This window comes from Pseudomonas fluorescens, assembly GCF_902497995.1.
Lineage (GTDB): Bacteria > Pseudomonadota > Gammaproteobacteria > Pseudomonadales > Pseudomonadaceae > Aquipseudomonas > Aquipseudomonas fluorescens_BK.
This window is the reverse complement of sequence record NZ_CABVII010000022.1, coordinates 73621-96806: the sequence shown is the minus strand read 5'-3', so window position 1 is coordinate 96806 and position 23186 is coordinate 73621. Positions and strand designations below refer to the sequence as shown.

Annotated in this window: 17 protein-coding genes; 14 read left to right on the top strand and 3 right to left on the bottom strand. The window is 62.0% G+C overall.

Annotated features, from left to right (window positions below):
- Positions 1-109: 109 nt before the first annotated feature.
- Positions 110-2800 carry a LuxR C-terminal-related transcriptional regulator gene (locus F8N80_RS23525; RefSeq protein ID WP_150746315.1) on the bottom strand — a complete coding sequence of 897 codons (2691 nt, stop codon included), beginning with the start codon at positions 2798-2800 and terminating at the stop codon, positions 110-112.
- Between the two features lie 302 nt (positions 2801-3102).
- Between F8N80_RS23525 and F8N80_RS23520 the strand changes: the two genes are divergently transcribed.
- The 4 genes from F8N80_RS23520 (at position 3103) to F8N80_RS23505 (ending at position 9020) form a co-directional block, all read left to right on the top strand.
- Positions 3103-4191, top strand: a complete 1089-nt coding sequence (locus F8N80_RS23520) for an acyl-CoA dehydrogenase family protein (protein ID WP_150746314.1) — start codon at positions 3103-3105, stop codon at positions 4189-4191.
- Between the two features lie 43 nt (positions 4192-4234).
- Positions 4235-5422 carry a lipid-transfer protein gene (locus tag F8N80_RS23515; RefSeq protein WP_150746313.1) on the top strand — a complete coding sequence of 396 codons (1188 nt, stop codon included), beginning with the start codon at positions 4235-4237 and terminating at the stop codon, positions 5420-5422.
- A gap of 85 nt (positions 5423-5507) precedes the next feature.
- On the top strand, positions 5508-6080 hold the full coding sequence (locus F8N80_RS23510) for a DUF2889 domain-containing protein (RefSeq protein ID WP_150784782.1): 573 nt from the start codon (positions 5508-5510) through the stop codon (positions 6078-6080).
- A gap of 186 nt (positions 6081-6266) precedes the next feature.
- Positions 6267-9020, top strand: a complete 2754-nt coding sequence (locus F8N80_RS23505; protein ID WP_150784781.1) for a LuxR C-terminal-related transcriptional regulator — start codon at positions 6267-6269, stop codon at positions 9018-9020.
- Here F8N80_RS23505 and F8N80_RS23500 read toward each other — a convergent pair whose 3' ends face one another.
- Positions 9021-9467 carry a PaaI family thioesterase gene (locus tag F8N80_RS23500; protein WP_150784780.1) on the bottom strand — a complete coding sequence of 149 codons (447 nt, stop codon included), beginning with the start codon at positions 9465-9467 and terminating at the stop codon, positions 9021-9023.
- 150 nt (positions 9468-9617) lie between these two features.
- The gene (locus F8N80_RS23495; RefSeq protein WP_150784779.1) at positions 9618-10766 is read right to left on the bottom strand and encodes an acyl-CoA dehydrogenase family protein; all 1149 of its coding nucleotides are present in this window, start codon (positions 10764-10766) and stop codon (positions 9618-9620) included.
- 351 nt (positions 10767-11117) lie between these two features.
- On the opposite strand from F8N80_RS23495, the gene F8N80_RS23490 reads away from it, so the two are divergent.
- The 10 genes from F8N80_RS23490 (at position 11118) to F8N80_RS23445 (ending at position 23037) form a co-directional block, all read left to right on the top strand.
- The gene (locus tag F8N80_RS23490) at positions 11118-12302 is read left to right on the top strand and encodes a lipid-transfer protein (RefSeq protein ID WP_150746308.1); all 1185 of its coding nucleotides are present in this window, start codon (positions 11118-11120) and stop codon (positions 12300-12302) included.
- A gap of 56 nt (positions 12303-12358) precedes the next feature.
- Positions 12359-12796 carry a MaoC family dehydratase N-terminal domain-containing protein gene (locus tag F8N80_RS23485; protein ID WP_150784778.1) on the top strand — a complete coding sequence of 146 codons (438 nt, stop codon included), beginning with the start codon at positions 12359-12361 and terminating at the stop codon, positions 12794-12796.
- Positions 12797-12806: 10 nt separating this feature from the next.
- Positions 12807-13226, top strand: coding sequence for a MaoC family dehydratase (locus tag F8N80_RS23480; RefSeq protein WP_150784777.1), 420 nt, complete (start codon positions 12807-12809; stop codon positions 13224-13226).
- 41 nt (positions 13227-13267) lie between these two features.
- Positions 13268-14101 (top strand): SDR family NAD(P)-dependent oxidoreductase, encoded by an 834-nt coding sequence (locus F8N80_RS23475; RefSeq protein WP_150746305.1) that lies wholly within the window; start codon positions 13268-13270, stop codon positions 14099-14101.
- 108 nt (positions 14102-14209) lie between these two features.
- Entirely contained in the window at positions 14210-15352 is a 1143-nt protein-coding gene (locus F8N80_RS23470; protein WP_150746304.1) for an acyl-CoA dehydrogenase family protein, read from the top strand.
- 108 nt (positions 15353-15460) lie between these two features.
- Positions 15461-17023, top strand: a complete 1563-nt coding sequence (locus F8N80_RS23465; protein ID WP_150784776.1) for a long-chain-fatty-acid--CoA ligase — start codon at positions 15461-15463, stop codon at positions 17021-17023.
- A gap of 115 nt (positions 17024-17138) precedes the next feature.
- On the top strand, positions 17139-18959 hold the full coding sequence (locus tag F8N80_RS23460; RefSeq protein ID WP_150784775.1) for a DUF1302 domain-containing protein: 1821 nt from the start codon (positions 17139-17141) through the stop codon (positions 18957-18959).
- 25 nt (positions 18960-18984) lie between these two features.
- Positions 18985-20352, top strand: a complete 1368-nt coding sequence (locus tag F8N80_RS23455) for a DUF1329 domain-containing protein (RefSeq protein WP_150746301.1) — start codon at positions 18985-18987, stop codon at positions 20350-20352.
- 90 nt (positions 20353-20442) lie between these two features.
- Positions 20443-21633, top strand: a complete 1191-nt coding sequence (locus F8N80_RS23450) for a lipid-transfer protein (RefSeq protein ID WP_150746300.1) — start codon at positions 20443-20445, stop codon at positions 21631-21633.
- 291 nt (positions 21634-21924) lie between these two features.
- Positions 21925-23037, top strand: coding sequence for a CaiB/BaiF CoA transferase family protein (locus F8N80_RS23445; protein WP_150746299.1), 1113 nt, complete (start codon positions 21925-21927; stop codon positions 23035-23037).
- The last annotated feature ends 149 nt before the right edge of the window (positions 23038-23186 follow it).

Genomic DNA, 23186 nt, shown 5'->3' with positions numbered 1-23186 from the left:
CTGCCGACAAACCTGGAACTGATGGATAACCCCCCTTGTAGCCGCTGCCGATAGGGGGGTCGTCCTTACCCTGAGGCCCTGCAAGGGGCCGCGACAGATTCACCCTGTCTCAGGCAATCCACCCCCACGCCCGGGCAATGGCCAGGGTTTCGGTGCGGCCCTTGGCGTCGAGCTTGGCGTAGATCTTCTGCAGGTGCGACTTGACCGTGAATTCGGAAAGAAACACCTTCTCGGCGATGTCCCGGTTCCGATGTCCGGCGGCCAGCAGCTGGAGGATCTGGTACTCGCGCACGGTCAGTATCTGGCCGGCGCCGTTGTCGTTGCGCGCGCCCTCCATGTCGCCACCGCTGACACCCAGATGTTGCAGCAGGTCATCCACGAAACCGGGCTCGATACCCAGCTCTTTGCAGCGTGGCTTGCCGGTCACCGACCAGCGTTGCAGAAGGCCGGTCAGGCGTTGGCCCTCCTCGATGAAAGTGCCGAAAAACCCCTCGTGGCTGGCCATGCGCAGTGCATCACTGAGCGCCTGGAAGGCATCCTGCGGCTGCTGGAGGCTGTCCAGCGCCATGGCCAGCAAGATGTGCAGTTTCAGCTCGCGACGATAATGCTGCCAGTGCCGCGCCTGCTCGATGGCTGAGCGCAGGCACTTGACCGCGGCAGCGCCTTCGCCCTGGGCAATGCGCAGGCGTTGGCGGGCGATGGTGGGGGTATCGACGTCATTGGCGAAACGGATGAAGCCGGGGCGGTCCCAGCCGCCGCTCAGGTCGGCCGAGTGCAGGGCCTGCGCCGCTGCATCCAGGCGCTGCTCGAGAATCGCCACCCGCGCCCGTTCCAGCCAGGCGGAACACTGTACGCGGTGTGAGCCGACCTGTTGGCCGATGTGTTCCAACTCCACAAGGCAACGCATCCAGGTGGTACGGTCACCCTTTGTGTAGGCCATGCGTGCGGTGAGTACGTGGGTGACGATCTGGTTTTCCGGGGAACTGACCTGCTTGGCGAAAAACAGGCATTGGGACAGACATTTCTGCGCTTGGTCGAAAGCGGCGCTCTCGTACAGCAACAGGCCGTGGAAAATGTCCAATGACAGCTTGGCTTCGTGCGGCTTGCGCTGGCCGGCGCCGCGTGGCGTGTCGACGGTGCTCTGGACACGCACCATCGCATTGCTCAGGCGCCCCTGGATCAAGTCGAGAATGCTTTCGTTGACGCTGAAAGTGTGTCGCAGAAAGCTCGAATTGATCCGCGGGTCGCGCTGCAGCGCATGGGACAACAAGCTGCGAGCTTCATCGTAGCGACCACTGGCAACCATGTTCATGGCCACCGAATTGGCCAACACCGTATACAGGTTCGCTTCATCGGCGGGCATGCGCTCAAGCAATTCGATGCCCAGGCGGCAACACTCCTCGGCGTGGTCGCTGGTGCCCAGTTGCAGGCAGTGCACGACCTCGGTGACGTAGGCGTAGCTCGGCCCGGCAAGGCGATGCAGGCGTTCGGCGACCTGCATCGCGTCCTTCAGGCGGGTGGTGGTTGCCAGTAACCAGGCATAGGACTGGTTGATGTACGGATAGGCGTCACGGGTGTCTTCCGGAATGCGATCCAGCCAACGCAGCAACAGGCGTGTGCGGCCGCTGTCGATCAAGGTGTCCATGTGCTGGTTCAGGCGCTTGGCGGCCTCGTCGAGGAGCCCGGCATTGAACAAGTGCTCGATGGCCGGGATCGGTTGTTCGGCCGTGAAGAACCACTGTGCGGCAATTTCGTGCAAGCCTTTAGCCATGCCCGGATGCAGTCGTTCCAGTGCGTGGCGCAGGAAGCTGGCAAACAAGTGGTGGTAACGGAACCACTGCTGTTGGCTGTCCACTGGCACCAGGAACAGGTTGGTCCGGTCGAGGTGATCGAGCATCGCCCGGCTGTCGCTGCGACCGGTCACCGCCTCACACAAGGGCACGCAGAATTGCTCGAGGATGCTGGTTTGCATCAGGAACAGGCGACAGTCTTCGGTTTGTCGCGTGAGAATGTCTTCGGTCAGGTATTCGGCCAGTTCCAGGTTCGATCCGGAAAACGACGCAATGAAGGCTGCGTGATCATCGCGATCCTTGAGCGACAGGCTCGCCAGGTAGAGCCCGGCGATCCAGCCTTCGGTGCAGCGGTAAAGGGTTGCCAGTTCGTTGTCGCGAAGCGGTATCTGGCGCTTGTCGCGGATGAACGCGACCGATTCTTCAGGGGTGAAACGCAGGTCGCTTGGCCTGATTTCCAGCAACTGGCCGCGGGCGCGGATGCGCCCCAGGCCAATACCTGGCGTGGAGCGTGAAGCCATCGCGACGCCGCCGCCCGATGGCAACTGTTCGATCAGATGCTGGAGGAAGTCGAGCACTTCCGGGTTCTGGAGTGTTTCGACTTCGTCGAGCAGGATGGCGTAGGGCAGTGCGCTGTCGGCAATCTGCTCGAGCAGGTTTTCGGCGCTTTGCGGCTCAGCGGGTGAACGGTCCTCCAGGGGCGAGGGGAGGAATGGCGACAGGCCGTTGGCCAACAGGCCGATGAAGCGCTGCAAGTCGTTGTCGGCCGGTTCCAGGTTGATCCACAGCACAGGTCTGCCGGCGGCCAGGCAGCGTTCACGGTATTGCTGCAGCAACGTGGTCTTGCCGAAACCTGCGGCGGCGCGGATCAGGATCAACCGGGCTGAATCTGCCTTTTCCATCACGTGCAACAGACGTGAGCGCGGCAAGTGACTCTCGGCCGATTTCGGGCTCGCGAATTTGGTGGAGGTGGATTTATTGGCGCAAACCTCGCCCTGATGAGTTGGCATTGAAAACCTCCATTTTTGTGACCTGTCGCTTGGGGCCGCGGGCAGGTCGAATGCATTCTTATTTTAGTCCTGAAGCATAGTGCCACGTGATTCGGGTGACTGGGTGGCAGGTCCATCCGAGCCTCTTCACCCTGTGCGACGAACAGTCCCCGATTATTGTGCACGCGTTGCTTCTTGGATACCTGCCCCCCCTGTGGGGGTGGCTCTCGGTCAACCCGCTCTCATGCAAAGATTGTATCGACACGAGGGTGCGGGTTCGCCCCGTTTCCCTATGCAATCGGGCTGTGGCCAAAGGTTACCGGATGGATGTCCAACGCAGTATCTACCGCGAAGATCATGAAATGTTCCGTACTGCCGTGCGGCGTTTTCTCGAGCGTGAGTACCTGCCACGCCGGGCGCAATGGGAGCCCGGCGGCGCCCTCGATCGCCGGCTCTGGTTGAAGGCCGGACGCGAAGGCCTGCTGTGCGTCACGCTGCCCGCGCAGTTCGGTGGTGGTGGCGATTTCGGTCATGCGGCAGTCCTCAGCGAAGAGTTTGCCCGGGCCGGGGTGCGCGACAGGGCGTTGTCCCTGCATTCGGACACCCTTGCGCCCTGTATTGCCAGCCTCGGCGACGACGTACAGAGTCAGCGTTGGCTACCGGGTATCTGCAGTGGCGAAACCATTCTGGCGCTGGCGGTTGCCGAGCCCGCCAGCTCATTGGAGAACGACCCTACACGCGCAGTACGGGACGGTGGGCACTACCTTATCAACGGCAGCAAGGCCTGTGTCGGCAATGGCATGCAGTGCGACATGGTGCTGCTTGCCTGCCACATACAAGGGGATGACGGCGCGGGCGGATTGAGCCTGGTCATTGTCGAACTTGACCGCCCCGGTGTGTACCGCGTGTCCCATGACGCCGAGCAGCCAACCGCTGCCGAGTTGCACCTGGTCAATGTGCGCGTGCCGGTCGGCAACCTGCTCGGCGAAGCGGGCAGGGGCCAGGAGTACCTCGATGAGGTATGGAGCCAGGAACACCAGCTGTCGGCGATTTTTTCCGCCAGCCAGCTTGAGCAATTGCTGCTGCAGACCCTTGCCTGGGTGCAGCTACCCGATGGCGCGGGGCATGCGCTGTGGGGCCAGGCGGACATCCGACGCACGTTGGCCGGGATCAAGATCCGAGCAGTCGCCTTGCGCCTGCTGGTCGATCATTACCTGGAAAGGCGCATGCGGCAGTCGTTATCCAATGAGCAAACGGCGATTGCCAGTTTGTACGCCAGTGAAACCCTGGGCCAGTGCATCGAAGAAATCGCGCACCTGCACAGGGCCGGCGACCGGCAGTCGAGTCTCCACGGTCAGCGCGCGAACGGCAGCGTAACGCATTTGCACGAGTTCATTGCACGAGCACTGTGAGTCCTTCCATCCATCAATGTTGTCAAACAGTCAGGACATATCCATGAGTGAAAAAGTACTGGTAGCCGGTGTCGGCATGATCCCGTTCACCAAACCGGGCGCGAGCCCGAGCTATATCGATATGGGCGCCGAAGCCGTGCGCCTGGCACTGGCCGATGCGGGCCTGGACTACGACAAGGTGCAAATGGCGTTCGCCGGTTACGTCTATGGCGACACTACCTGCGGCCAGGCCGTGCTTTACCGCGTGGGGCGCACGGCCATTCCGGTGTTCAATGTCAACAATGCCTGCGCCACCGGCTCCAGTGCCTTGTACCTGGCGCGTGCCGCCGTGGAAAGCGGCCAGGTTGAATGCGCCCTGGCGGTCGGTTTCGAACAGATGCGCGCCGGGCCGACTCGCTCCAACTTCGATGACCGCCCGCTGCCCCGTGGCGACTACCTGCCGATCCAGGACCAATTGTGCGGCGATGCAGGCGACATCCCGCGCAATCTGATCACTTTCGGCGGTGCCGGGCGTGAGCACATGCGCAAGTACGGCACGCAAATGAGCACCTTCGCCGCGATCCGCGCCAAGGCCAGCCGCCATGCCGCCAACAACCCGTTGGCTCTGTTCAGGAAGGTCGTCACCACCGATGAGGTGATGAACGACCAGCTCATGTGGGAAGGCGTCATGACCCGCATGATGGCCTGCCCGCCAACCTGTGGCGCAGCCGCTGCCATCATTTGCTCTGCGGCTTTTGCCAAAAAGCATGGCCTGCGCACTGACGTATCGATCCTCGCCCAGTCGCTGGTGACCGACCCGGTGGAATCGTTCGAACCCAAATCAATGATCGGCTTCGTCGGCGCCCATATGGCCGAACGAGCCGCCGGGGCGGTTTACGAAAAAGCCGGCGTGGGCCCGCAAGACATCCGCGTGGTCGAGCTGCACGACTGCTTCGCCCACAACGAATTGCTGACCTACGAAGCGCTCGGCCTGTGCCCGGTCGGCGGGGCCGAGAAGTTCGTCCTCGACGGCGACAACACCTATGGCGGACGCGTGGTGACCAACCCGTCCGGTGGCCTGTTGTGCAAAGGCCATCCATTGGGCGCCACGGGCCTGGCGCAATGCTACGAGCTGACTCAGCAATTGCGCGGCACGGCGGGTGCGCGTCAGGTCGAAGGCCTGCAGCACGGTTTGCAGCACAACCTCGGCCTGGGCGGTGCCTGCGTGGTCACGTTGTACGGCAAAAACTGATTCCCCCAGACCTGGGGCAGGGCCACCTGCTCCCGGTCTACCCGGCATGTTTCTACAGTGGCCAAATAAAGAAGGAGCCCACCAAATGACGACCACAACCGCGGATTCGCTTACCCGTACATTGCTGCACACCCGCGAAATCGTCTGCAAGGGCTACCAGCGCAGCGATGGCCTGTTCGATATCGAAGGGCGTCTGCTGGACCTGACCAACGAGCCGACCGACTTGCCATTTCACACCGTGCCCAGCGGCGGTGCGATCCATGACATGCGCCTGGTGATGACCGTCGACGCCGACATGCAGATCCAGCACATCGAGGCCACCACGGCCGTCGGTGCCAGCCGGTTCTGTGGCGAAATCAGCTCGGCCTATGACGGCCTGCGGGGGCTGAAGATTACCGCAGGCTTCAAACAGAAGATGAAAGCCATCGTCGGTGGGGTAAAGGGGTGCACCCACCTGACCGAATTGCTCGAGCGCATGGCAACCACGGCGATGCAAACGGTGTTTTCGACCTACCGGGCAGAGGCCAGTCGCCAGAGATCCAGCGGTACCCAGCGCGTGGTCGCCGTGCGCCCCTGGGTGATCGGCACGTGCCACGCCTATCGCGAGGATGGCGACGCCGTACGGCTGTTGTGGCCACAGGGCTTGCCCAAGGCCTGATGGGGTCTCCAGAGTAGGGAATGCGCAATGGCCGGGAACAACACTTTATCCGTCTTGACCAATACCAATGACGGTCGGCAAGCGACACGTAAAGACTTACACTGTGCCGCATTGTCGAAAACAGCCCGGGGATGGCACTGTCCCGAGCTGTTTTTCGTTTTGCCCGTTTCCAGGAAGTTTCCGATCATGCCGCTAGCTCCTGATACAGGCGCTGGCCTGGACCCGTCGGCCGACGGAGATCAGGCCATTGCCGATACCAAGGTCGTTCCGCCGCGAGGAGCGCGCCGCCTGGTGGCCCGCGAAGGGCTGATGCTGCGTTTGCAGGATGCCCGGCGGCAACGCTGCGTGGTGATCCAGGGGCCGGCCGGCTGTGGCAAGACCAGCACCTTGCTGGCCTGGCGCCGGGAGTTGATGGCACTGAATTTCGATGTGGCCTGGTTGTCGCTGGCCGCCGAAGACAACGCGCTGCAACGCTTCTCCCATTGCCTGCAGGCCAGCCTCGCGGAAATAGACCCGAATCTGGTGCGCGATGCCTGCTTCCTGCTCGGCCGCGACAACGGCGAAATGGCCGTCGAACATTGGGTCATTACCCTGGTGCAAAGCATCGCACAACATCCGCGAGATCTGGTGTTGATGCTCGATGATCTGCACCACGTGCAAGACCGGCAAATTGTCCAGGCGCTGCAGTGGTTGCTCGACTATGCACCGGCCAAGCTGCACCTGGTGTTCGGCTCGCGCATGGCCATGCCGTTTCCGATGGCACGCTTGCGCGCGCGCGGTCATGTCAGTGAGTTCGACCTGCGCGACCTGCGCTTCAGCCGCGAAGAGTCGGAGCGTTTTCTGCGCGAGCACCTGGGCAGCATCGACGCGCGCGACGCAGCCGTGCTGCATGAGCTCACCGATGGCTGGGTGGCGGGGCTGCAGTTGTTTGCCATCGACCTGAAGGCCAAGCAGGTGCCCCGTTTCGACCGCGTACAGATACGCGATGCCGATGGCTTTGCCAGTTATTTCGAACGTGAGGTATTGGTGCGCCTGGCGCCTGACGACCTGCGCCTGCTCACCCGTGCTTCGATCTGCGAGCGCTTCTGTGCATCGCTGTGTGCCACGTTGCTCGGCCAGCCCCATGCGCTGGCGGGGATGCTCACCCAACTGACCCGGCTCGACGGCGACAACCTGTTCATCACCCAGGTCAAGAGCCACGACCACGAGACCTGGTACCGCCTGCACCCGCTGTTGGGCAAGGTACTGCGCGCGCATCTCGAGGCTCACTCGCCCGACGAGTTGCCGGCTCTGCACGCGACCGCGCGCGGCTGGTTCAGCGAGCACGGCCATCTCGATGAGGCCGTGCGTCATGCGGTACAGGCCGGCGATGTCGAAGCGGCAGCCGATATTGTCGAAGCCTGCGCCAACGACCTGCTCGCCAATGGCAACCTCAGTCAGGTTGCGACGCTGCTGCAGGGCTTGCCGCAGGAGCAGGCAGCCGAGCGTATCGGCTTGCAACTGGTCATGGCGCACCTGCACCTGTACGCCCGTGATTTCCAGGCGTTGCACCAGAGCATGACGCACCTGCACAGCCAATACGCCAGGCTCGACGGCACACAGCGCCATATATTTACCGTACTGCAAGCCAGCTGGGCCCTGTGCCGGGACGATACCGCCGCGATGATGGCGATCCTCCCCGAGTTGCTGGCCATGCCCGCCGATGCCGATGATTTTGCCTATTCGGGCCGCTGCAATACGCTGTCCTGGCTGTACATGTACAAGGGCGAGTTCGAGCAGGCCAGGGCGGTTCTCGAAGAAGGCGAGCGTCTGCAGGGTTCGCCGCGCCGCAGCCTCCTGGGTCGATGCCTGAGTGGCATGAGCCTGGCCCTGGAAGGCCGCATGACCCAGGCCGAGCACCTGTATCGCGAGGTGCTGGAGGAGGCTGAAGCACGTGGCGTGGGTTACCTTGTGGTCAGTAGCATGGCCGCCGCACTGCTGGGTGTGGCCTTGTATGAACAAGGTGATTTCGAGGCGGCCTGCCAAGTGCTGGAGCGACGGATGAAGCTGCTCGAGCGCGTGGCGGTGCCCGATACCGTGCTGCAAGCCCTGCAGACGCTGGCCCAGGCGCACTGGCTGGCGGGCCGGCAAGCCGAGGCGTGGAGCTGGGTGGAGCGCCTGGAACATTACGCGACGCGCTATGCACTGGACCGACCGCTGGCCAGCGCATTGACCGTGCGCATGCGCTGGTTACAGCAGACCGGCAATGAGTTGCAGGCCGATGCGGTGCTGCAGCGCATCGAGCAGATCGCCCAGCGCCATGACGAGGGGCTGGGCACCTCCCTGGAAATTCAGATCATTGCTCGCCGGGCCGCCAGCGAACGGCGCCTGCATGGCGCGGATTTCAGCGGCGCCGCCGAGCGGTTGCAACGGCTGATCGAGGTTTCGCAGAACGACCGGCGGTGGCGCCGCGTAGTGTCCATGCGCTTGCAGATGGCGATCAGTGAGCAAGGCTGCCAGCGGGAGCAGCAGGCCCGTGAGCACTTTGTCGAGGCGCTGCGCCAGGGGCATCGGCTTGGTCTGGTGCGCAGCCTGTTGGATGCCTGGCCAGGGGTTGCAGACAGGCTTGAGGCATTGCTGGCCGAGGGTGTGCTCGATCCTGTGTTGGCGTTCTACACCCAAAGGTTGCTTGGGATTGCCCGCGCCACCCAGGCGCGCAGCGAACACGCTGAAGATGCGCACACCCCGAAAATGTTGAGTGCCCGCGAGCTCGACGTGCTGAGCCTGGTGGCCCAGGCACTGCCCAACAAGAAGATCGCCCGCGTGCTGAACCTGTCGCCGGAAACGGTGAAGTGGCACATGAAGAACATCTTCTACAAGCTGGGCGTGACCGGCCGTGACGAAGCGATTGCCAAGGTGCGCGATCTGGCGCTCAAGCTGCCCGACAACACACCCGTGTGATCAGCGTTTGCCCAAGACGTTGCCGATGAACGTTGCCTTGGCGCGCGCCACCAGGCGTTCGCCATCGAGCAGGTCGAGGCTGGCGTGATACAGCGTACGGCCCATCTTGTGCACCTGGACGTGAGCCTCGAGCCAGGCGCCGAGCGGGGCCGCACCCAGGTAGTCAATGCACAGGTTGACCGTCGCCGGCGGCAGTTCGGTACCGGCTGTTCTCTTCAGTACCAGCCCGAATGCCGTGTCGGCCAGCGTGGCCAGATAACCGCCATGGGCAATGCCCAGCGGGTTCAGGTGCTCGGGGCGGATGCGGGCGGCCAATATGGGGCGCTCGGGATGGTGGTACAGCCCGGTGCACTGGGCCATGAAGCCCACGGCTGGCATTGGTATGAAGCCTGCCGGCGGATCGTCATGGGGGATCGGGGCAGAGTGCTGGGGGTTGGCTGCAGTCATTGAATGTCTCCAGTGGATGGGTTCTTTGGCCCGTCCCGGCCTCGTGCACTGCGCCAGAGGTCAGGTCGGCCCCTCCGATTATTGTTGGTGTGCAAACGCTGTGCCTGGGGCGCGGCCGCAAGCGCCAGCCACGCCCGAGCTGGCGCAGGTTTACAGCGTGCGGGCGATCAGCTCTTTCATGACTTCGTTGGAGCCGCCGTAGATCCGCATCGGACGGGTATTGATGTACAGCCGCGCGATGGGGTATTCGAGCATGTAGCCATAACCGCCATGCAACTGCAGGCAGTCGTCGATGATCTGGCAGGCCTGGGTCGAGGTCCACCACTTGGCTTTCGCCGCCGTGATCGGGTCCAGTTGGTGTTTCACCATCTTGTCCAGGCAGTCGTTGATGAAGGTCCGGGCGATGGTCACGGTGGTCTGCATTTCCGCCAGCTTGAAGCGGGTGTTCTGCATGTCCAGCAACGGTTTACCGAACACCTTGCGGTCGTTGGTGTACTTGATGGTTTCCTCGACGGCACGCTCCATCGAGCCGAGTGCGTTCATTGCAATGAACATGCGCTCTTCGGGCAATTGCTGCATCAGCTGGATAAAGCCTTTGCCTTCTTCCGGGCCGAGCAGGTTGGCCACTGGCACGCGCATGTCATCGAAGAACAGCTCGGAGGTGTCCTGGCCCTTCTGGCCGAGCTTTTCGAGAATGCGGCCACGACGAAAGCCCGGCAGGTCGTTGACCTCCAGGACGATGATCGAAATCCCCTTGGCTCCCAGGCTCGGATCGGTCTTGCACACCAGCAAGACCAGATCGGCGAGGTAGCCGTTGGTGATAAAGGTTTTGGAGCCATTGATGACGTAATGGTCACCGTCGCGGATGGCTTTGGTCTTGATGTTCTGCAGGTCGGTACCGGCGCCTGGCTCGGTCATGGCGATGGCGGCGACCATTTCGCCGGTGGCCATCTTCGGCAGCCAGCGCTGCTTCTGCTCTTCGTTGGCGTAACGCAGGATGTAATGGGCGCTGATCGCGCTGTGCACGTTGGTGCCCAGGCTGGTGGCCACCGCGTGGGCCAGTTCGTAGCCGATGATCGCGTTATGGGCATGGCTGCCACCGCCACCGCCGTACTCTTCCGGAATCGCCGGGCACAGCATGCCCATCTCGCCGGCCTTGAGCCAGGTCTGGCGGTCGACGTGCTGCTGTTTGGCCCAACGTTCTTCGTGGGGTACCAATTCTTCGGCGGTAAAACGACGAACCGACTGCTGGAAGATCGCCAGGTCTTCGGTTAACCACGATGGTCTGTATTCGCTCATTTCAATCCTCGACAGGTGGGGCTGGGAGTGCCCGGCGTTGTGCGCCTGCGCCGTTCGCCGGGGTCTATCTGGCCAATCCTAGGGTTAGCGCAAATGTGCAGCGAGGGCCGAAGGGATGATGCTGCGGAGTAGGTGCCGGATCGTTCGAAGGGACGTAGCGAGGGAGGGGGGTGGCGCGAGGGAGGGGGTTACTCCTGTCACACGTTCCTTCGAACGCTTTGGGGTGTATCCGAAACTTCATCCCTTCGACGGTCGTAGAGCCGTCGCGACCGATCCTAGGATGGGCTCCAACGAAAACCCGCCGGCCGGTGGGTACATCAACCGAGTGTGCATTTCACAGGAACAGAGTCGATGAGCGAAAAAGTCGTCGTTGCAGGGGTCGGCATGATCCCGTTCTCCAAACCGGGTGCAAGCCCGAGTTACACCGACATGGGCGCCGAAGCCGTGCGCCTGGCACTCAAGGATGCCGGCATCGATTACGACAAGGTACAGATGGCCTTCACCGGCTATGTGTATGGCGACTCTACTTGCGGCCAGACTGCGCTGTACGAAGTGGGCCGCACCGGTATCCCGGTGGTGAACGTCAACAACAACTGCTCCACCGGCTCCACTGCACTGTACATGGCCCGCGCGGCCGTTCAGAGCGGCCAGGCCGACTGCGTGCTGGCCCTGGGTTTCGAGCAGATGCAAGCCGGTGCCCTCAAGTCCCATTGGGATGATCGTCCGCAGACTCGGGCCAGTGTGGTCCATGTCATGGAAGGCCTCACCAGCGATGTCGACCTGCCGCGGGCGCTGCGCACCTTTGGTGGCGCCGGGCGTGAGCACATGCAGCGCTACGGCACCCGCATGGAAACCTTCGCCGCCATCCGGGCCAAGGCCAGCCGTCATGCGGCGAACAACCCGCTGGCGTTGTTCAAGAATGTGCTGACCACCGAAGACGTGATGAACGACAAGGTCATGTGGGAGGGCGTGATGACTCGCCTGATGGCTTGCCCACCGACCTGCGGCGCGGCAGCGGCAATCATCTGCTCGCCGGCTTTCGCCAAGAAACACGGCCTGCGTAGCGACGTGGTGATCCTGGCCCAGTCCATGGTGACCGACCCGGTCGAATCCTTCGATCCGCCTTCGCTGATCGCTTACGCCGGCTTCTACATGACCCAGCGTGCCGCGCAGCAGGTCTACGAGCAGGCGGGCGTAGGGCCACAGGACGTGCGCGCCGTGGAGCTGCATGACTGCTTCGCCCATAACGAATTGCTGACCTACGAAGGCCTGGGGCTGTGCTCGGTCGGGGGCGGCGAGCAGTTCGTCCTGGACGGCGACAACACCTACGGCGGTCAGGTGGTGACCAACCCGTCCGGCGGCTTGCTCTCCAAGGGCCACCCGCTGGGTGCCACGGGCCTGGCCCAGTGCTACGAGCTGACCCATCAACTGCGCGGCACGGCCAACAAGCGTCAGGTCGAAGACCTGAACATCGCCCTGCAGCACAACCTGGGCCTGGGCGGCGCCTGCGTCGTCACTATGTACGGTCGCAACTGAGCCTTTCCCCGCCGGCGCCCGAATGGGCACGGTTAACAACAAGAGGAGTGAGATACATGGCAGACAAGAGTCTGATCGGGCACAAGCTCGATGTGTTCAATGCCGAAGTCGAGAAGGGCCGCTTGCGCTTCTTCGCCAAGGCCATCGGTGAAACCGACCCGGTGTATACCGACGAAGCCGCTGCCCTGGCCGCCGGCCATCGCGCCTTGCCGGTGCCACCGACTTTTTTCAAATGCCTGGAAGGTGAAGGTCGCGACCTGAGCGCATTCCTCAAACTGTGTGATTTCGATCTGGGCCGCATTCTGCATGCCGAACAATCTTTTGTTTATCACCAGATGGCCTACGCCGGTGATGTACTGACCTTCAATGCACACATCTCTGATGTGTACGAGAAGAAGGGCGGTGCCCTGCAGTTCGTGGTCATGGAATCTCGCGTGACCAATCAGCATGGCGAGCATGTCGCCGATGTCCGTTCTTCCCTCGTACAGCGCTGAGGAATTGTCGATGCATACCGCTCAATACTCCGATATCCAGGTTGGCGACCAAGTGCCGCTGCTCAAGCTGCAACCGATCAACCGTACCACCCTGGCCCTGTACTGCGGCGCTTCGGGCGATCACAACCCGATCCATGTCGACATCGACTTCGCGCGCAAGTCGCGCATGCCCGACGTGTTTGCCCACGGCATGCTCTCGGCCGCCTACCTGGGCCGCTTGCTGACCCGGTGGGTACCGCAAAAGCAGGTGCGCAGCCTGTCGATCCGCTTCACCGGCATTACCCAACTGGGCCACATCCCTAGCTGCACCGGTACCGTCACTGAGAAGTTCGAAGAGAACGGCGAGAAGTGCGTGCGCCTGGTGATCCGCTGCGCCAACCAATACGGCGAAGAAAAGATGGCCGGCGAAGCCGTCGTTGCCCTGGCCTGATTCTCTTACCCCGAACAATAAAAATTCACAGGAATAGATCAATGAAAAAGCTTGAAGGCAAAGTAGCTCTGGTCACCGGTTCTGGCCGTGGTATTGGTCGTGAAGTCGCCCTGCAACTGGCCGCTTACGGCGCCAAAATCGTGGTCAACGACCTGGACGCCGCGCCAGCTGAAGAAGTGGTTGCCGAAATTCGCAACGCTGGCGGTGACGCCGTCGCTTGCGTCGGCAGCGTGACCGCGGCTGATTTCGCAGACCGCCTGGTGCAGACAGCCGTCAAGAATTACGGTGGCATCGACATCATCATCAACAACGCCGGCTTCACCTGGGACAACGTGATCCAGAAGATGAGCGACGAGCAGTGGTACGCCATCATGGATTGCCACCTGACCGCGCCGTTCCGCATCCTGCGCGCCGCCCAGCCGGTGATCAGCGCCGCCGCCAAGAAAGAAGCCGCCGAAGGCCGCGAAGTGCTGCGCAAGGTGGTCAACATTTCCTCCGGCGCTGCCGGCGGCAACGTCGGTCAGAGCAACTATTCCTCGGCCAAGGCCGGCATGCTGGGCCTGACCAAGACCCTGGCCAAGGAGTGGGGCCGCCTGAAAGTCAACGTCAACGCCGTGGCCTTCGGCCTGGTCGAGACCCGCCTGACCCAGGCCCTGGCCGGCGAAGACAGCAAGACCGTCAACATCGAAGGTCGTGAAATCAAGGTCGGCGTACAGCAGTCGCGTCTGGACAATGCCAGCGCCACTATCGCGCTGGGTCGTCCAGGCACGCCTCAGGAAGCTGCCGGTGCGGTGGTGATGTTCTGCCTGCCTGAGTCGGACTACTGCTCCGGCCAAGTCATCTACTGCGGCGGTGGCCCAGGCTCCAACTTCTAACGGCCTGTCTGTGTGTCTGCTCGCAGTTCGAGACTGCGGGCAGTCGACGATGTTCTGCGCCCGTTGCCGATCACGCAGCACCGGGTTCGCACAATTGAGGTAGCTGCAATGCTGGAAAATTACCGCTCGCCGTGGATGACCGAAGACCTGGAGCAGTTCAGCGACATGGTTCATCGCTTCGCCAAGGAATACATGGAGCCAAATGAGCTGAAATGGCGCGAGCAGCACTTCGCCGATCGTTCAGCCTGGCTCAAGGCCGGCGAACTGGGCCTGATCCTGCCCGATGTCTCGCAAGAGTATGGAGGTGCCGGCGGCAGCATCGGCCACTATGCCTGCGTCGTACGGACCATGAACGCTTTCGGTGGCGGCCTGGGTATCGGCCTGAGCCATATCGTGGCCCATTACATTCTCGAATCGGGTACCCACGCGCAGAAAAAACATTGGCTGCCGAAAATCGGCTCCGGGGAAATCATTTGCGCCATCGCCATGACCGAACCCGGTGCCGGTTCCGACCTGCAATCGGTGCGCACGCGTGCGGTGAAGAAGGGCGACAAGTACGTCATCAACGGTGCCAAGACCTTCATCAGCAACGGCCAGACCTGTGACATGGTGCTGGTGGTCGCCAAGACCGATGCCGGCGAAGGCGCCAAGGGCGTTTCGCTGTTCATGGTCGACACCGATACCCCGGGCTTCCGGCGCGGCAAGTTGCTGAGCAAGGTCGGCATGCATGCCCAGGACACCTCGGAAATGTTCTTCGATGACGTCGAAGTACCAGCCGACTGCCTGCTCGGTGAAGTGGAAGGCAAGGGTTTCTCCACCCTGATGAGCCAACTGCCGTACGAGCGTGCACAGATCGGTGTGGGCGCCGTGGCCGTGATGGAACGTGCGCTGCGCCTGACCGTGGAATACACCAAGGACCGCAAGGCCTTCGGCAAGCCGGTCATCGACTTCCAGAACAGCCGCTTCGTGCTGGCCGACGTCAAGGCAACCGTCATGGCGGCCAGGACCTTCGTCGACCTGATTATCGGGCGCTGGATCGACGGCACCCTCGATACCACGCTGGCATCGATGGGCAAGTTCTGGCTCACCGAGCGCCAGGGCGAAGTACTCGATCGCTGCCTGCAGCTGTTCGGTGGCTACGGCTACATGAACGAGTACCCGATCGGCCGGATGTGGGCCGACGCCCGCGTGGCGCGCATCTATGGCGGCTCCAACGAGATCCAGCGCGAGGTCGTTGCGCGATCCCTGTAACCGCTGGGCTGGGCGCAAAACGGATCACGGCGCCCTGGTGCCCACGCCCGTACCCGGGCTGTGAAAGTTCCAAAGTTCAATAATAAAAAATTCGATTTGGAGTTGTTCATGTACATCACCCAAGGACTACACCGTCATCTACAGCAACGCCCCAACGCCACCGCGATCCGTTTCCAGGGGCGAGGCATTACCTATGCCCAATTCGGCGATCGGGTTGCACGCCTGGCCAGTGCATTGCAAGCGCTCGGCGTTGCCAGCGGCGATCGGGTAGCGATGCTTTCGTTCAACTCCTTGCGCTTTATCGAGTACTACCAGGCGGTGCCGTGGGCCGATGGGGTACTCAACCCGGTGAACTTTCGCTGGAGCGCCGCCGAAATCATCTACTCCCTGGATGATTCGCAAACCTCGGTCCTGATCGTCGACGACCATCACAAGGACCTGGGCGCCAAGATCCTTGCGCAAGCCAAGACCGTGCGGGTGGTGATCTATGCCGGTGAAGGCCAGACCCCCGAAGGCATGCTCAACTACGAAACACTGATTGCCGACAGTCAACCGGTGGAAGATGCTCGCCGTGGCGGTGACGCATTGCTGGGTATTTTCTACACCGGCGGCACCACCGGCCACCCCAAAGGCGTCATGCTCAGTCACAACGGTGTGTCCTTCTCCGCATTCAATTCCTTGTGCAATGACCGCTGCGGCGTCGACGCGGCGTTCCTGCATGCCATGCCGATGTTTCACCTGGCCGACTTCGCTGCGATGACGGCATTGTTCATGAGCGGCGGCACCCATGTGGTCCAGCAGAGCTTCACGCCGCAGGGTGTGCTGGAGACCATTGCCCAGGAAAAAGTCACCGAGATTCTCCTGGCCCCCAGCATGATCCAGATGCTGCTGGACTGGCGTGAAGAGCATGGTCAACACCTGGACCTCAGCTCATTGAAGTGCATTGTCTATGGCGCTTCCACGATCACACCGGTGCTGCTTGACCGTACCCGTGCGGTATTCGCCAATGCCGGGTTCACCCAGGGCTATGGCATGACCGAACTGTCGCCTGCAGCGACCATACTCGGGGTCGAACATCACAGTGCCGAGTACCAGGCCAACGGCAAGATGTACTCCGCCGGCCTGCCAGGCATTTGCGTGGAAGTACGTATCGTCGATGCCCAGGACAATGAAGTGCCGCGCGGGACCGTCGGCGAAATCATCGTGCGCGGCCCGAACGTGATGCTCGGTTACTGGAACAAACCCGAGGCCACCGCCGAAGCCTTGCGTGGCGGCTGGATGCACACCGGTGACGGTGGCTATATGGACGAGGATGGCTTCGTCTATATCTGCGACCGCCTCAAGGACATGGTGGTCAGCGGCGGCGAGAACATCTACAGCGCCGAAGTCGAGACGGCCATCGCCAAGCATCCTGCGGTGCTGCAAAGCGCGGTCATCGGCATTCCCTGCAATAAATGGGGTGAGACCGTGCACGCCGTGATCATTCTCAAGCCGGGTGTCATCACCTCCGGCGAGGACATCATTGCCCACTGCCGCGAATACATCGCCGGCTACAAGGTGCCACGCAGTATCGAATTCCGTGATGCGCTGCCGCTGAGCAGCGTTGGCAAGGTACTCAAGACCGAACTGCGCAAGCCATTCTGGGACAAGCATCAGCGCGGTATTGCCTGAGCCGTTACTGCCGCGTGGCCATTACGGCTGCACTTTTTACTCTTGACGCAGGGCACCTGGGCCGCACCGGTGGGTGTGACGGGCAAACTTTGCGCCAATGCAATCGGAGAAACGCATGAGAATTACAAGAATGCGTGGAGCTTGTTATCCACAGCTGCTGGCCTTGGCGGTCGCGGTCGTGGTCAACCCACAGGCCTTTGCCAAGGGTTTCAGCATTGGCGAAATCGAAGGGAATTTCGATTCCGCGTTGTCGGTGGGCGCCAGTTGGGCGGTACGTGCACCGGATCCGGATTTCATCTCCAACTTCAACTCGCAAGGGGTCAGGGGCAATGCCTCGGCCCGTACCAACGACGACAACCGCCTGAACTTCAAAAAGGGTGAAACCTTCTCGAAGATCTTCAAGGGTGTGCACGACCTGGAGCTGAAATACGGCGAAAGCGGCGCCTTTGTGCGTGGCAAGTACTGGTACGACTTCGAGCTGATGGACGAAAGCCGGCCGTTCTACGACATCGACGATCACGGTCGCCAGCGTGCCGCCAAGTCGTCCGGGGCAATGTTCCTCGACAGCTTCGTCTACCACAACTACACCCTCGGCGAGCGGCCGGGCAACGTGCGCCTGGGCAGTCAGGTGGTGAGCTGGGGCGAGAGCACCTTCATCGGCAACTCGATCAACAGCATCAACCCCATCGACGTGGCGGCCTTGCGCCGTCCCGGTGCCGAAGTCAAGGAAGGCCTGATCCCGGTCAACCTGCTCTACGTGTCCCAGGGGCTTTCCGAAAACATTACCGCCGAAGCCTTCTATCAGCTGGAATGGAAGAGCTCGGTGGTCGATAACTGCGGCACTTTCTTCGGCAACGACGTAGTGCCCGATGGCTGTAACGACCGCCTGGTGCTGGCAGGCCTGGACCTGGCCCCGGGCGTGGCGAACAACACCGGTGCGCCGGGTGCGACCGACGATGCCTACCTCCCGCGCACCAGGACCAAGGACGCCAAGGACAGCGGCCAGTTCGGCGTGGCCTTGCGCTGGTTCGTAGCGCAAATGAACGACACCGAATTCGGTGCCTATGCGCTGAACTACCACAGCCGCAACCCGAACCTGGCCTTCACCCGCGCCACCAACACCGCCAACCCGGTCGCGGCCATTCGCAGTGCCAGTTACAACGTGGTCTACCCCGAAGACATTCGCCTCTATGGCCTGAGCTTTGCCACCAACGTGGCTGGCACGTCCCTGGGCGGTGAAGTCAGCTTCCGGCCGAACATGCCGTTGCAGCTCAATGGTGTCGATATCAACCTGGCGGCACTCGGCAATGTGGCATCGCCATTGTTCCAGAGTGGCAACGCGAGCAATAGCGCCGGTGCCGACATCGAGGGCTACAAGCGCATGCCGGTGCTGCAGGCGCAAATGTCAGCCACGCGCTTCTTCGACCAGATCATGGGCTCCGAGCGCCTGACCGTGGTAGGTGAGGTGGGCTACAACCGCATCAACGGCCTGGGCTCCAGCGACGGCAGCGACTTGCGTTTTGGTCGCAGCACCGCGTTTGGTTCCGGCCAACTGGTCAACCAGGCCGTCTGCGTCGGTGCTAACCAGCCCGTGCCGGGGCAGCCGGGTGTCACTGCCCCGGGCAACCCGCAGCAGGAGTGCAACAGCCATGGCTTCTATACCACCGACTCCTGGGGCTACCGCCTGCGCGGCAAGCTCGAGTACTCCAATGTGTTTGCCGGCATCAACCTTTCGCCAAACCTGGCCTGGTCCCATGACGTCAATGGGATAGGGCCTAACTTCCAGGAAGGCGACAAGGCTGTCAGCCTCGGGCTAGATGCCGACTACCTGAACACCTACACCGCAAGCCTCAGTTACACCGATTATTTCGGCGGTAAGTGGAATTCCAATACAGATCGCGACTACGTCGCCCTCAGCTTCGGCGTGAACTTCTGACACCTGTGAGACGGAGATAATAAAAATGCAATTCAGCACTCTGATCAAAGCCAGTTCGTTGTCCCTCACCCTCATCGCCTCCAGCGTCATGGCGGCCGTTTCCCCGCAGGAGGCGGCGCAACTGGGCACCACCCTGACGCCGCTGGGCGGTGAAAAGGCCGGCAATGCCGATGGCAGCATTCCAGCCTGGACCGGCGGGCTCAAACCCGACGCCGCACCGGTGATCGATGAGTTCATCGGCAACCCCTTCGAAGGCGAAAAACCGCAGTTCGTGATCACTGCCGCCAACGTCGCGCAGTACAAGGACAAGCTGACTGCCGGGCAGCAGGCCATGTTCCAGCGCTATCCCGACACCTACAGGATTCCGGTGTACAAGACACAGCGCACCGCATCGGCGCCGCAAGCGGTCTACGATGCGGTGAAGAAAAGCGCAGTGACGACCGAGTCGACCAATGACGGCTACGCCCTGAAAAACTTCGAGCAGTCGCGCTATTACGCTTTCCCGATCCCCAAGACGGGCCTGGAAGTGGTGTGGAACCATCTGACCCGTTCCCGGGGCAACAACTTCATCCAGCGTCAAATCCAGGCCACGCCTCAGGTCAACGGTGACTACACCCCCGTGCAGATCGAATTTTCCACGGGGCTGCCATGGAAAATGAACGACATCAAGCCCGAGGACAGCGCCAATATCCTGTTCTACACCAAGCAGACCGTGACGGCGCCGGCGCGCATGGCCGGTAGCGTGCTGCTGATCCATGAGACCCTCGATCAGGTCAAGGAGCCGCGCATGGCCTGGGCCTACAACGCCGGGCAGCGCCGCGTGCGCCGTGCGCCGCAAGTGGCCTATGACGGTCCGGGCACAGCGTCCGACGGCATGCGCGTGGCCGATAACGCCGACATGTACAACGGCGCGCCGGACCGTTATGACTGGAAGCTGATCGGCAAGAAAGAAGTCTACGTGCCCTACAACAACTACCTGCTGCAATCGCCGAAGTTGAAGTACGCGGACATCATCAAGCCGGGCCATATCAACCAGGACCTGACCCGCTATGAACTGCACCGGGTATGGGAAGTGGAGGGCACCCTCAAGCCAGGTCAGCGCCACATCTACGCCAAGCGTCGCATGTACTTCGACGAGGACACCTGGGCTGCCGTGGAAATCGACCAATACGACGGTCGCGGTGCGCTGTGGCGTGTGAGCGAAGGTTACCTGGTCAACGATTACCGGCAGGGCGTCTCCGTGTACGCCGCGATGGGCATCTATGACTTGCTGGCCGGACGTTATCTGGTCTCGAACCTGGGGAACGAGAACAAGCGCGGCGCCGACTACGCCTACCAGCCCACCATGAATGATTTCACCCCGGCAGCACTGCGCAACGCCGGTATTCGCTAAGCCATCCGAGCAATCGCTGTTCGTCCTCATGGGAGGGCGAACGGCTACCTCTTGTGCAACTGTTCCGTTCACTGAATCTGGAGAAAAGTAATGTCGCAGAAACCTTACGTCGTCGGCGTCGGCATGATCCCGTTCGTCAAGCCTGGCACCAGTGGTAACTACGTCGAGATGGGCTCTGAAGCCATTCGCCTGGCGCTGCAGGATGCCGGCCTTGATTTCAATCTGATCCAGCAGGCTTACGCCGGCTACGTCTACGGTGACTCCACCAGCGGCCAGGCCGCGCTCTACCAGGTGGGCCTGAGCGGTATCCCGGTGATCAACGTCAACAACAATTGCGCCACCGGTTCCAGTGCTCTGTTCCTGGCCCGCCAGGCTGTTGAGAGCGGGGCGGTGGAATGTGCCCTGGCCTTCGGTTTCGAACAGATGCAGCCAGGCGCCCTCAAGAGCATATGGGATGATCGGCCACGTGCCACCACGATCAAGACCCAAGGCGTTATCGATGAGCTGACCTTGGATGTCGCCGACATGCCCGGCGCCCTGAGAATGTTCGGTGGCGCCGGCCGCGAGCACATGCACAAGTATGGTACCCAGATGAGCACTTTTGCCGCGATCCGCGCCAAGGCCAGCCGGCACGCCGTCAACAACCCACTGGCGCTGTTTCGCAAGGTGGTCACTACCGAAGACGTGATGAACGACCAGGTGATCTGGCCGGGCGTGATGACCCGCCTGATGGCCTGCCCGCCGACCTGCGGCGCCGCTGCCGCGATCATCTGCTCCGAAGCCTTTGCCAGGAAGCACAACCTGCGCACTGACGTGGTGATCCTGGCCCAGTCCATGACCACCGACAAACCGGTCTGCTTCGAGTCGCGCTCGATGATCGAGGTGGTGGGTTTCGACATGGCGCAACGTGCCGCCAAGGAAGTCTACGAGAAAGCCGGGGTCGATCCGCTGGACATCCGTGTCGCCGAGATGCACGACTGCTTCGCCCACAACGAACTGCTGACCTACGAGTCCCTGGGCCTGTGCGATGTGGGTGGCGGCGAGCGGTTCGTGCTCGACGGCGACAACACCTACGGTGGCCAGGTGGTGACCAACCCGTCCGGCGGCCTGCTGTCCAAGGGGCACCCACTGGGTGCCACCGGCCTGGCGCAGTGCTATGAACTGACCCACCAGCTGCGTGGCAGCGCCGACAAGCGTCAGGTGGAAGGCGCGAACATTGCGCTGGCCCATAACCTGGGGCTGGGCGGTGCTTGCGTCGTGACCCTGTTCGGCCGCGCTTGATCCCAACCGAGGCACACCTGGGGTGTGCCTCGTACCGGCCCGAAATGTATTCGATTCAGATGCTCTGGGCGAAGGCCAATGTCGGGGCGGCCATGCACGTTGCCAACAGCACCCAGTGTGTGCGTAACGCAAACATGATTTCTTCCTTTTATTGTTATTTCACAGGTGTGAAGGGCAGAGTAGAGCCGGGCTCTTGACGCCGGTAGCCCCCCTTGGCGGGGGGCGGGATTCGGGGTGCTTCCTCTGTTAGCGTGAACCCTTGTTCGAGTCATGACCAATGAGGGAAAAACAATGCTGTCCGGAATCAAGATTGTAGAAATTTGCAGCATCGGCCCAGGCCCCTTTTGTGCCATGCACCTGGCCGATCTGGGGGCCGATGTCATCGCTGTGGAGCGCGGCGAGTCGACGTCGGTTACCGGCGAAAAAAATGCCGTGATCAACCCGCTCAACCGTGGCAAACGCTCGGTTGTGGCTGACCTGAAAACCCCTGAAGGTCGGGAGGTGGTGCTGAGCCTGATCGAAAGTGCCGACATCCTCATCGAAGGCATGCGCCCCGGGGTCATGGAGCGTTTGGGCCTCGGCCCGCAAGCGTGTCAGGCCCGCAATCCACGCCTGGTCTACGGGCGCATGACCGGCTGGGGGCAACACGGCCCGATGGCCAACGCGGCCGGCCATGATAACAATTACATCGCCTTGTCCGGTGCGCTGTACCACTGCGGTACGGACGGCGAAGCCCCCTCGTCACCGATTACCTTGATCGGCGACATCGGTGGTGGTGCGCTGTACCTGGCAGTCGGCTTGCTGGCGGGGGTCCTCAACGCACGGCAAACCGGTAAGGGCACAGTGGTCGATGCCGCCATCGTCGACGGCTCGGCGCACATGATGCAGTTGATGTTGAACCTTTCGCGCAAGGGTTTGCTCCAGGAGCAGCGCGGAAAGAGCGTGCACGATGGCTCGCATTTCTATGGCACCTATCGCTGCGCCGACGACCACTACATCGCCCTGGGTTCAATGGAGCCGCAGTTCTACGCGCTGCTGCTGGACAAGTTGGGCTTGCACAATGACCCGCGTTTCGCCAGGCAGTGGGACATGAGCCGCTGGGAAGAACTGCGCGGGTTGTTTGCCGAAATTTTCGCCAGCCATCCGCGCGAGCACTGGTGCCAACTGCTCGAAGGCACCGATGTCTGCTTTGCGCCGGTGTTGAGCCCGCGTGAGGCGTCGCAGCATCGTCATATGGTCGAGCGGGGCGTGTACTTCGAGCGTGATGGTCTGTTGCAGGCCAACCCCGCGCCGCGTTTCGATGGCCAGGTGGTGACCCCGGGTGCTGTTCCTACTCGTGGCGCGCACACTGAGCAGGTCATGGCGGCACTGGCCGACAATGACTTGGCGGCGCTGTGGCGCTGAGCGCATTGCGCTGAAACGGGCACGCGTGCTGAACGACACCTGTGGCGTTACGAGATGTGCTCTCGGCGTCTCAGGTGTCGTGGGTTACCTCACACCGCACTGGGCCTATCGCAGGCCCGATTTGCGAATCGCAGATTGATCCTGCGCTG